Consider the following 12035-nt stretch of genomic DNA (forward strand, 5'->3'; position numbering starts at 1 on the left):
CCTACGCACCCTCCATCAATCTTAGAAGCATTTGTCCAAAAGCCTTCTCAAACTCGGCCCCTGTATTCGTCATGGGGATATCCGTCTCAATTTGCGAGTCAAAGGCATGGCTGTAAGGCACCACTCCAGCCGTCTTCATCTCGTACTGAAACGAGTCACTGATGCCTGATGCCAAGATGTCGTTCACTTTGTCTGGCGTAAAAAGAGCCCCCTGAAACCTCGAACGATCATTATATTTGGTGACGATGACCTTCGATTTGGCATTCAAATAAGCCGCTTTCTCCCGATCAAGCACAACCTCTACATTTCGGGCCGTACTGAGAATCGCATGCAAATTGTTCGGTATGCACATGCCGAATACGTCGATATGGATCATCGTCTCCTGGAAGCTGCGCAATAAGTCCAGCGGCATGTCCAGCAGCACAAGATTGAACTTGGTTCTTAATACGGAGAGCAAGCCTACCAATTTCTCGCTGTTATAGAACTGCTCCATCAGCTTGTGGTCATTGAAGGAGTAGCCGAGCGATGTAAGCCAGAACTGGTCTTTAATATTAAAAGCCGTCGTCAAATAATCCTGCGGTCTGGCGAGCGTGCGGATCAGCGATGCGCTCATCTGCTCATCCTTGTTCGTCACGTCGTGAAAACGGCTGAAATACATATTCATGCTGCGGTATTCCGTATCCATGTCAATTATGATGCTGCTCAGTCCGCGCTTGCTGGCTTCATGAGCCAGATTAACGGCGGTGCTGGTCAGCCCGTTGCCGCGATGACCTGTCACTGCGACGACTCTGCTGATGCCGCGGCTGATGTTGGCGATGTCCCTCGACAAACGGTCAGTAGCCGTCCGGTCTGCGGATGTCTCAGGCTTCGAGCGAAAACGGTCGAAGAAGGAGCGCTTCTTCTCGGGTTGGCCCGGTTTCAGTGGATTCTCGTTAATGTATGTCGTTTCCGTCTTGTAATCATTATGTATGGGAGCTACAGGGGCGGTTCCCTTCTGGCTCATTTGTTCAATGGCGCTTCGATAGACCTCCGCCGGAATTCTTACCGTATCGCTGGTAATTATGTTAAAGTGGTCAAAACGCTGCGTCAGCATGCCCAGTTCAAAAGGCTTCATAAAGTCCCGAGTCACGAGAACTACGGGAAGCCTTGATGTGCTGTTCTCCTGCACCCATTCCAGCAGCAGGGTCAACTGCTCCCGGTCAAGGCCCGGCTTCTGCGTAAAGGCCTGATCCGTAATGAGGATCGCATCACCTACGGGATTTCCCCCGTTCAGGTATTCCGACAAATTTCGCAGTTCCAGAGCGTGAGGATGGATGACTGTTGTCTTTTTAGGCAAATACTGCGTCGCAATTCTATGAAACTCACCACTAACGATAAGCAGCTTCATATGTTCACCTACTAAAGAAAAAATCATTTTATTTAGTAATATTTACCTTGCTGATGCTGATCATTATACAAGTAACCTATAGGTCGTACAATACCTTATTTGTATAATTAATCCTGAATATAGACTTATTTCCTATACCTAAAGGTCTTAAGATTCACTAAATTTAAAAACAGGAATAAAGTAATAAAATATTATTTTTTGACATAATTCGGGAAATGAGCGAAGATATTGTCGTGTTATATCGAATGCCGCGGAGGGTTTTCTATGAAAATATGGTTTGCAGCTGGACTCATTCTGCTCCTGCTGATTTGCAGCATTAACGATATCAGGAGCCGGATCATTCCCAACCGTTTCGTTATTATGCTGTCCATATTGGGTTTACTACATAGCTGGCTGTATTTCTCCCTTGCGGATGCCCTGCTCGGAATCCTCATCCCTTCCGTCCTCCTGTTCCTCATCAGATCCAGGTGGAATTTCCATGTCGGGGCAGGGGACATCAAGCTGTTGTCCGCGATCGGGGCATGGGTGGGCTGGTATGCCAATATTTATGTGCTACTGGCGGGCAGCGTGCTTGCGTTGATTTATGTGGGGGGAGTATGCGGCTTGCGCCATAGAAAGGTTGCGTCCGTTCCCTTCGCTCCTTTCCTGTCCGCGGCAGCCATTCTGATCTATCTAGGAGTAATTATTCTTCAACTAAATCTTCTGCCATAATCCTTGGCGGATTCATTTACGGCTTCAGTAAATGATAGACTTGAACACCTATCAGAAAAGCTACGAGCAGCAATAACGACCTTAATAGAAATCCTTTTATTCCTTTCATCCCTTTATGTCCTCCTCCTTTGTTTGCCACAATTGAATTTCAATCAAGGCTTGTACCTTGCTCGGGACGTATTCCCAGCTAAACCGAATAATAACAGCATGAGTTATTTACATTTTATATGATAAAAGCCCGCTCCACCAGTAGTTTTCTTAAGGTGAGAACGGGCTCCGACAAGCTTATAAAGTTTTTCTAGCGTGCCCCGATATTCGTTCCGCTAGGTACACCGGAGCCGATCAAGTCGCTGCCTGCAGCAAGCTTCAGGAAATTGCCCAGGTTCGGGAACCCGTCGCTATTGCGCGTCAGCGTTGGAGTCAAGCTGACGAAGTCTTCGGCGCTGGCCAGCAGTCCTTTGGCGTTTTCGCTTTTTTTGTTCTTCCACCAGACGTTCGTGCTGGACACGTCTGTACCGCTGGTTTTGTCGCTTGCTCCGCCCTGGAAGGATAGATTGTTCGTGAAAATATGCGTACCCACATCGAAGGCAAAATTACTCTGTCCGTTCGCCCAGGATGTATTGTTCTTCATTTGGATGGAGCCAGGATTGCTGTTATATGTGAAGCCATGCTTCTTGTTCTGGTAGGCGATGCTGTTCTCAACGATATGGTTGACTCCGATCTTCTCGCCGCCCAGCTTAAAGCCGTTTCCATCGCTATTCGAAGTCGAGGCGCCGTCAGAGGTCTGACCATTATGATGGGCAATGCTGTTGCGAATAGTGACTGCCCCAATTGGACCGGTATCGGATTTGGTGTACAGATCCCAGCCGTCATCAACGTTATAAGCCGCGATACAGCCGTCAAATACGTTGCCTGGACCGACGGTCAGCTTGGCGGCGAAGCCGTCTGCATCCTCTCCGTCATCCGGATCATAATTGTTATGGGAATATGAATTGATGACCAGGTTATAGCTCGGCCATTCATCAAATTGGGCGGATGAAGCATAGCGTCCGATCTGGATGCCCGTATCCCGGTTATGATGGGCCTCGACCTGCTCGATTCGGTTATAATTGCCGCCGATATACAATCCATTATCTCCTGCTCCTTTAATTTCAAGCCCTTTAACGACCCAGTAATGCCCGAATAACTGAATGCCGCGATTCGTGGATGCAAAGGCTTGGGCCGAGAAATCCAGGACAGGCCTCTCGCTGCCGTAGGCAACCAGGCTTTTGCGAGCGCTGGAGGTTCCGTTATTGCCGCGTTCAATCGTAATCGTAGAATCGAAGTTGTAGGTCCCTCCGCGCATATAGATTGTTCTCCCCGGAGCGATTCTGGTAATCGCTGAGGCAAGGGTGGTCGGCTTATCGAGGGTTCCCGGGTTGCTGGCCGAACCATTCGCAGCGACGAAGAGATCTCCCTCTGCCGGAGCTGGCACCTCAGGCTCTGGTTCCGGCGGATTCGTCGGCGGGTCAGTTGGTGTTGTGCCTCCACCGAGATCTGTTACGGCGACATTATCGAATTTGGCCTTGGTCTTGCCCGTCACGAAGCCGACGGCTCCAGCGGTCAGGCTGGAATCCGTGGCCGTCAGCTCCAGTGTATTGTTGACGTACATTTTGAGGGTAGAGCCCGATAGCTCCAGCTTGACGTTATACCATACGCCGGTCGACAGCGGATAATTCTTGGTCACGAGCGTAGATGAAGAGCCGCCCACTTTCTTGCGGATTTCCAGCTTGCCGCCCCCGCTATTATAGAGCGAAGCTGCATAATAGTTGTTGCCATCCTTATAACGGCCGGCTACATAAGTTCTGTTGGTTCCATTGAAGTCCTCCACTTTGACATCCGCCTGCGCAGCATAGTCCGTCCAGGAGGAATCTCCAGCCGAGGTACGTCCTTCGCTTGTGCTCGTCTGGGCATATACGTTAGAGTTCCCATCCTTCACCACGGACCAAGTCCCCGTGGTCGCTGTCCAATTATTACTGTTACCGCTTTCAAAATCGTCGTTAAATAGAGCTGCCGCGCTGGCCTGCCCCCCTGGCAGCCATGGCAAAATAAGCGCCAAGCATAAGACGCTGGTAATGATTCTATAGTTGCGGGCTCGGAACGCTCGGCTAAACGGAATAACGGATGATTTGGAATTCATGAACATACCTCCATCAATAAAGGATATACTGACATTTTTCCTTGAATCTCCCGGACAGTAGCAAGGCTCACCTCCTATCATCATAGATCCCTGCTTGGATGTCTGGATGCGCTGGTTATTTGTAATGCTAAATTTTTAAAGGAATTACATCAATAATCATTTTTACATATAATAGTTTATTTACTTCTTATACGCTGTTTTGAGCAGTTCCAAGCAACCTGCATTGACGGCCAACCATAATCGGCGCTTGTTTATTCATACTTTACACAATTCTGATTTTCTCCTAACATCCCGGTCATACACATGACGTACAATGTCCCTATCACTACCAATTACAGCAATGAAGGGACATGACAGAATGAAGATGAAACTCAAAAAACTGCTCGCACTGCTGCTGCCAGTGACACTGCTTGCGGGGCTGCTGTCTGGCTTCGACGCATCCGCTAGTCCAGCCGCTTCGGCAGACAGCGATACTAGCTTCAAGGTCGCCATATTGCCGGATACGCAAAAATATGCGCGTTACAAAAACGAGCTATGGTTGTCGCAAACGAATTGGATCGCAAAGAACTCGAAAAAGGAAAATATCGTTTTCACCGCACATTTGGGCGATCTGGTCGATCGGGCCGGTGAGGACTACGAATGGCGCAACGCCGACGAAGCTATGAAAGTGCTCGATCGGGCCAAGCTTCCCTACGGTTATCTGGCAGGAAACCATGACGTGCTTGATTCGCGGCAATACGACAACGAACGAAATTTGGCCAAGGAACCGTTCCTCAGCTATTTCTCGCCAAAACGGATGAAGAACATCCCGGGCTTCGCCGGCCATTCCGAGAACGGTTTTAATTCCTACTATATATTTGATGGGGCCGGGAAGAAGTATATGGCGCTCTTTCTGGATTGGAGAGCATCCGAAGAGACATTAAAGTGGGCGCAGAAGGCCATTGACACACATCCCACGTACCCGGTTATGCTGTTCACTCACCAGCTGCTGAACATTTCCAACGACAAAAAATCGGCCGTCATGACCGATCACGGACAATATTTATGGGATAAACTGATCGCGAAGAACGATCAAATCTTTCTGACCGTTAACGGTCATCATCACGGCTATGCCCATACTGTGAAGAAAAATGATAAGGGGCATGACGTCGCAATGATGGTCGTCGATTATCAAAGTGCCTTCCATGGCGGCAACGGATTGATGCGTACACTCGAATTCGATATGGCGAAGAACCGCATCCATATTTCTTCCTTCTCTCCATGGGTCATGGGCATGCCTGAAAAGCACCGAACAGCGTTCGATGAGGAAATATTGGTCGATGATCTCAATGATTTCACCATTGCAATGGATTTTGAAGAACGCTTCTCTGGTTTTCAGCCCGTCATTTCCGTCAATAAGGAAGTACCGAAGGTAAAAGGCACAGTCGCCCATTGGCGAATGGACAACAGCTCGGCCGCCGAAGGGCAGGCCGTAGCAGCAGGCAAAGGAGTTGTCGCGGTCAAGGATCTTTCCGGCAACGGCAACGATTTGTACCGGATTGACCAAGGCAGCGCCAAGCCAGGTGATATGATCTGGTACAAAGGAAATGCGCAAAATCCGCAAAGCAAATCAGGCATTCGCTTCTTCGGAGATAAATCGCAAGAAAAAGGCTCCTATTTGCAGACGGCTGATCAAGCCCCTGTCAATGCATTGACGTTCCCGAACGGATATACGATCGAGGCGGTTGTGAAGCTCGGACCTGAGTTCGACGCCGACAAGCATTCCTGGATGGGCATTCTCGGCCGGTACGGCACTGGACAAGACGCCGGCAAGAAGGACGGCGACGCCGAAGCGCCGCTGGCTACGTTAGCCGTGTCGAACCTGCGGGAAATTCAATGGGCCTCCTTCCCGCTCAATTACGGCAGCGAGCAAACGAGCTGGTCATGGGAAATGGATGACAGCTGGCGCCATGTTGCGCTGGTCAACGACGGACAATCAACGACGATGTATATCGATGGCGTAGCAGTGCTGCGCAACCCTGACACGAAGCCGCAGGGCATCGCCTCAATCGGCAAGCCGTGGCTCGTCGGCGCAAGTCAATACGGCAACAAGCTCGATGGCGTATTTAACGGATGGATCAGTGAAATCCGCATCGTCGATCATGCACTGGAGAAGAAAGATTTCCTGAAATAAAATTAAAGCATGCGCAAGCGTCGGGATAGCTCCCGGCGCTTGCTGCTTTTCTGTTCGCTGCTGCATGTTTATATGCTGAGAGAAACTACGGATTCATGACTACTCCTACCTTCCCCTCACATACAGATTTATGACTGTTCCTAGATGGTTAGGATAAGATACCAAAGTGGTGGCTGGAGCTGGTAACTTAGATGTTTAGGAACTGTAACCTTAATGGTTAGGAGTTGTAACTTAGCTGGCCGGGAGCCCATTACCTTGATGGTCGAGAGCCCGTAACCTTGATAGTCAGGAGCTGTAACCTAGATGGCAGGGAGCTCGTTAACTTGATGGTCAGTTGCTGTAACCTAGATGACAGGGAACTCGTTAACTTGACGGTCAGTTGCTGTAACCTAGATGGCAGGGAACTCGTTAACTTGACGGTCAGTTGCTGTAACTAGATGGCAGGGAACTCGTTAACTTGATGGTCAGAAGCTGTAACTAGATGTATTTCATACAGTTAGTTCATCGGTTTTGGCCGTGTTTGAGGGAACTAACTGCAGAACTGGACTTCTGTCAAGAAAGTGGACACCTATTAAGTGAAAGTTTATGCCGTCTCCTTCTTGAATTGCGCAGCAAATTGAACCGGCGACAAATAGCCGATTGAACCGTGGATTCGTTTGCGGTTGTAGAAAAATTCAATGTACCTGTAAATGGTCTCGTAAGCCTGTTGTTTGGTCTTGAACTTCGTTCTGTAGATGAGTTCTTTTTTCAAAATGCTGTGAAATGACTCGATACAAGCGTTATCATAGCAATTCCCTTTACGACTCATGCTAACCTTCATGGAATATGATTCAATCTTGTCGCGGTACTCCTTCGATGCGTACTGTGAACCGCGATCGGAATGGTGAAGCAATCCTTTATCTGGTTTTTTCGCATCATATGCGGCTTCTAGAGCATCTAAGACAAGTTCTGTAGTCATCCGGCCGTAAAGCCGCCAACCCACGATCTCGCGTGTGCACAGATCCATCAGACTAGCCAAGTACAGCCGTCCTTCTCGGCAGGGGATGTAGGTAATATCCGCAACCCACACTTTGTTCGGTTCAGATACGGCAAAGTTCTGGTCCAGCTCGTTGGGAGCAATGGGTGAGTCATGATTGGAATCGGTCGTCTGCACCTTAAATTTACGGGAGACACAAGAACGCAACCCCAGTTCTTTCATGTAGATGCTAACTGTGCGCTCCGCGATCTGGATACGTTCTTTCCACAGCATTCGGGTAATCTTAGGACTGCCGTAGCGTTCCTCGGAGTCATGAAAATGATACATGACCCTCTCCAGAACCTTCGCCTTTCGAAGTTTCTGCTCGCTAGGCAATGCCTTTTGCCACTTGTAGAAGCCACTCCGAGACACTTGTAAAACCTTGCACATCTTCTCCACCGGAAACTCGGAGCGATGTTCTTTGATGAATTGGAACCTCAGTTCCTTTCTTTGCTGAAGATGTGCAGCGCCTTTTTTAATATAGCGAGTTCTTCCTGGAGATCTTGATTTTCCCGCTCCTTCTCTTGATTCTCCAGTTCCTTTTTACGCAGTTGTTGTTCGAGTTGACGCACTCTCTCCGGTGTGACTAAAGATTCCAGCTGGATATCATCACGGTAAAGTGCTTTCCAGTTATGCAACACACCCGCAGATATACCGAGTTCTTCGGCCAACTGCGACATTGACTTACTTTGCTCTAAAATATACTTCACTGTCTGCTTCTTAAACTCTTCACTGTAACTATTACGTTCCATCCGGACATCTCTCCCTTAAGGATTATTATCTAGGTTCACTTAAGGACTGTCCACTTTTTATTCTAGCTGCAAACCATTTAGTTTTAAGCTATTCCGACGAATTTGCTCCATTCAGGCAAACTAGTTGCATTTTTTGCATTTAGCGCATGTATTTTTTGATAAAATAGCGTAACTAACTGTATAAAATACATTCCGCTGTTAAATGATCAATAAATGAATAGTGACTTGAGCTTCTGGAAGGCATATGAAAATGCATACGGGTACAAGTTGCTTGCCCAATTTGTGGAGGTAGTCTTCATTGATTAAGGAGCCCGAAATGCCATCCAGCGTGGCAAAGTCCTGGAATACCCGAACCCCGCCCGGCCATAATTTCAGCCCGTCAGCCGTTTTACACCGATAATATTTGGATAGGCTCTCCTGTAAAAAAGTGATGCACAATTGCAGGGTTCATAATTGCCCTGACCTCCTATCTAAACCAAACATCACCAAATATAAATATAACATTACCAACAATCACCTTACATTGCAGCATCTATAGATAGTTTTAAGCCAAAAAGTACACGTCAGCATCTCCTTTAGGGAGGCACCCCCTCAATGAGGTTCCCCTCAGGGAGATACCCCTATTTAAAAATATCCCACCGAAGCATTATAGGCCAAGGTGGGATTTTTGAATTGCCTTATTCTGTTGTGGTACCAGTTGTACCCGTTACCGTTTCCGTTTCCTCTGTCTCAGATGGCATAATATCGCCAGGTTCCTCGGCAGTCGTTGTAATGTACACGGTCTGCGTCACACTGTCCCATTTTACCGTAGCGCCGAGCGATTCGCTAATGAAGCGGATCGGGACCATCGTATGGGAGCCGACAAGCTGTCCGGGAACATCGAGGTTAATCACCTGTCCGTTCTTCTTAGCTGCTTTACTGCCCAAGGTAAGCTCGATTCTCGTATCGCCTTTCGTCGCTGCGACGGATTGTGTTTTGGCATCCCATTTCAAGGTTGCGCCCAAACGCTCAAAAATAGCTCTCATCGGAACCAGCGTACTGCCGTTTCTCATCACTGGCTGCTGTTCAAAGGACATCAGTTCTCCATCAATGATAACCTTGATTCTATCAAAGCTGATTTGCAGCTTATCCACCGCAATGCCTTTCCCGAAGTTGCGCTTTCTGATCGAAGAGATTTCCGACAGACTATCCGCCCGCTGCTGCAGCAATTTCTCTACACTTCTATCGCGAAGTGCGATAATAGACGACTCTGTTTCAGTTTTTAGCCGGTTCATGTCGCCCATGTATCGATCCCGGGCAGCCTGCAAATCCTTTCTCGCCTTGGCAAAAACCGCTTCCATTTCCTCTTTTGCCGTGGTCAAGCTAATACGGTCTTGGGCGTACTTCCACAACGTGCCTGAAGCATATGACGCATTGCTCTCATTATCCAACTTCCACATCAGACCGCTGCTGTAATTAGGATTCATTGTATTGGTATAGTTCCACATAATACCCGAGGAATAAGATATATTCACGTTATTGTTGTATTTCCACATCAGACTGCTGGCATAGCTCGGGTTAATTTCTTTGTTGAAGTTCCAATGGATACTCGAAGCATAGTTTTTATTGCTTTCCTTGCTATATGCCCATAACGGCCCAGAAGAATAATTCGGGTTGATTGCCCGGTCATACTCCTGTAACTTATAGCGGTAGTTTGACTTATTGCCGTAAGCAGCTTTCAGCTGATCATAATCCTTCCTCAGCAGCTTCGTCAGATAAGCCAGATCATCGTTCAACAGCTTCTCGAGCAGAGCCTGATCCTCTCTGGACATCTGCAGAAATCGCTCATAGTCTCCCTTAATCTGTTTCAGATCAGAATCATACTGGTTTTTGAATTCATCATAGATTGCGCGATACTGCTTCTCCATTTCTTGAATGAAGGCATCGTCTGCCTTCGCCGCCTGCACATTCCCGGCAGGAACGCCGAACAACCCTGCTAGCATCGCAAGGACGACGGCCAGTATGTAATAATTATGCTTTACAACCTTCATGTCCACTACTCCTTTGTTGAATATCTTCAATTAAAAAGGATTCGCCATACCAAGCCTGAAAACCTCTATACTTGTCGAAATCAGAACTTTAAGACTGCAAGCCCCTGTTCATCCTACATATGACTAAGGAAGATATCCCTATAACACCCCCATGGTTATAGGTCCTTTAATTACTATAGTCACAGATGATAGAGCTTGTCCGCCTGGGTCAGCAGAAGGATTCTCTTCAAAGCCTTCTCCCTAACCGGAGGAAGCCAGCTTGCCCACAAAAAAGAGCATCAGGAATTAATTTCCTGATGCTCTTTTACAGCATTTGCGCTATGCCTTATATCAATTTGTGCGCGTACCATTTCTCCCCTTTGAACCTCCAGGCGAAGACCAGGCCGCGAATGCCCCATTCTGCCACCATCGCAACCCACACGCCCAGAATGCCGAAGCCGAGTGTGATGCCCAGAATATATCCCAGGATGACACGGAACAGCCACATCGACAGCAGGGACGAGACCGAGGTGAAATTAGAGTCCCCTGCAGCACGGAGAGCAGCCGGGAGAACGAAGCTGAGCGACCATAGAAACGGCTGGGCGATCGCGATTAGCAGAATCAGCCCAAAGATGGTCGGGATGATTTCGGCGGGCGGCGAGAACATCCGCACAATCAGCGGGAACAATGGCAACAGCACGAGTGAAGCCAATACGAACAACACCGTGGATAATCCCAGGAACGATTTAATGAACTTCCTCGCGTCCTGAATATTTCTTTGGCCGATACACTGGCCAACCACCGTAACAATGGCTATACTCAGGGCCCCGCCTCCAATTTGAAAGACGAGCGATATAGAGCCGCTAATCGCATTCGCGGTCATCGCCAATGTCCCCAATTGTACGATAAAGGTCTGCGTCAGGAGCTTGCCCCCGTTGAAAAACATCTGTTCCGCCGCAAACGGAAGGCCGATAAACATGATCTTCTTCTGGATCGAGAAGTCCAGCTTCAGCGTATTTTTTAATTGCACGCGCAGAGTCTGGTTGTACTTCAACAGGTAAACCAACGAGCTAACCATGCCCAGAATCCGGGCTAGAAGCATAGAAATAATGAGGCCGATCACGCCTAAATCCAGTACCGTAATTAACAGTACGTTCAAGCCCAAGAAAGTAATATTCATGATCAAAGATAGATTCAAGCTGGCCTTCGTCTCCGCCACGCCTCTAAGCACCCCGTTGACCGCTTGGAATATCGCGATGAACGGATAGGAAATGCAGCTCCCGATCAAATACAGCCGGGCACTCTGGAACACGTCGGCCTCTGCCTTGCCGAACAGAAGATTCAATGTAGGCGTATGAAAGACGATAACCAGAGCGCTGATCAACACGGAAATAACTGCAACCGCGGACAAGGCCTGAGTGGCCGCTTTGGACACCATCTGCTGGTTCCCGCTGCCCTTATACTGCGCGACGATGACCGTGCCGCCTGTAGCGACGGCCACGAATACGTTAATCAAGAAAATGTTGAGCGAATCCACCATACTCACGGCACTTACGGCGGCTACCCCCGATGAACTAATCATAGCCGTATTCAGCAGACTCATCAAAACAATAAAGCCCTGGTCTACAAAAATAGGAATAATAATCGCGATGATTTGCTTATAATCCATCGATGTTCCGGTAAAAAAACGATTCAACACGGAAACGACTCCGTGTTGTATTCTCGGCTTCATACTATTCACTTGTGTCATCACTTCTTTGGCTTTGATTGTGCAGTTTCTCCGACGAAAATGGCACTGCTTCTATCATT

At 48.2% G+C, this 12035-nt stretch carries 7 protein-coding genes and 2 pseudogenes; 2 read left to right on the forward strand and 7 right to left on the reverse strand.

The genetic code is table 11. From position 1 onward, the window contains the following. Position 1 precedes the first annotated feature (1 nt). Complete coding sequence (locus tag BN2762_RS24305) at positions 2-1414, reverse strand: CpaE/TadZ family protein (protein ID WP_148500005.1); 1413 nt, start codon at positions 1412-1414, stop codon at positions 2-4. A 237-nt stretch (positions 1415-1651) separates the two neighbouring features. Between BN2762_RS24305 and BN2762_RS24310 the strand changes: the two genes are divergently transcribed. After that, positions 1652-2098 carry a prepilin peptidase gene (locus tag BN2762_RS24310; RefSeq protein ID WP_055109408.1) on the forward strand — a complete coding sequence of 149 codons (447 nt, stop codon included), beginning with the start codon at positions 1652-1654 and terminating at the stop codon, positions 2096-2098. A gap of 298 nt (positions 2099-2396) precedes the next feature. On the opposite strand, the pseudogene BN2762_RS28245 reads toward BN2762_RS24310, so the two are convergent. Further along, positions 2397-3560 (reverse strand): annotated as a pseudogene (locus tag BN2762_RS28245) (right-handed parallel beta-helix repeat-containing protein); the annotation flags it as partial. An 87-nt stretch (positions 3561-3647) separates the two neighbouring features. Continuing rightward, positions 3648-4361 (reverse strand): annotated as a pseudogene (locus tag BN2762_RS28250) (LamG-like jellyroll fold domain-containing protein); the annotation flags it as partial. Between the two features lie 280 nt (positions 4362-4641). Here BN2762_RS28250 and BN2762_RS24320 point away from each other — a divergent pair. Then, positions 4642-6450 (forward strand): LamG-like jellyroll fold domain-containing protein, encoded by a 1809-nt coding sequence (locus tag BN2762_RS24320; protein WP_222861114.1) that lies wholly within the window; start codon positions 4642-4644, stop codon positions 6448-6450. Between the two features lie 583 nt (positions 6451-7033). Here BN2762_RS24320 and BN2762_RS24325 read toward each other — a convergent pair. The 4 genes from BN2762_RS24325 to BN2762_RS24345 all read right to left on the reverse strand — a co-directional run bounded on the left by BN2762_RS24325 (position 7034) and on the right by BN2762_RS24345 (position 11958). Beyond that, positions 7034-7945 carry an IS3 family transposase gene (locus BN2762_RS24325; RefSeq protein WP_222861019.1) on the reverse strand — a complete coding sequence of 304 codons (912 nt, stop codon included), beginning with the start codon at positions 7943-7945 and terminating at the stop codon, positions 7034-7036. Beyond that, on the reverse strand, positions 7903-8217 hold the full coding sequence (locus BN2762_RS27960) for a transposase (protein WP_055105575.1): 315 nt from the start codon (positions 8215-8217) through the stop codon (positions 7903-7905). The genes BN2762_RS24325 and BN2762_RS27960 overlap by 43 nt, the downstream gene beginning before the upstream one ends. Positions 8218-8894: 677 nt before the next feature. After that, positions 8895-10247: a copper amine oxidase N-terminal domain-containing protein gene (locus tag BN2762_RS24340; RefSeq protein ID WP_055109415.1), complete on the reverse strand. Its 1353-nt coding sequence runs from the start codon at positions 10245-10247 to the stop codon at positions 8895-8897. A 325-nt stretch (positions 10248-10572) separates the two neighbouring features. Next, complete coding sequence (locus BN2762_RS24345; RefSeq protein ID WP_148500007.1) at positions 10573-11958, reverse strand: MATE family efflux transporter; 1386 nt, start codon at positions 11956-11958, stop codon at positions 10573-10575. Positions 11959-12035: the final 77 nt, after the last annotated feature.

It is taken from the genome of Paenibacillus ihumii (assembly GCF_001403875.1).
GTDB classification, from domain to species: domain Bacteria; phylum Bacillota; class Bacilli; order Paenibacillales; family Paenibacillaceae; genus Fontibacillus; species Fontibacillus ihumii.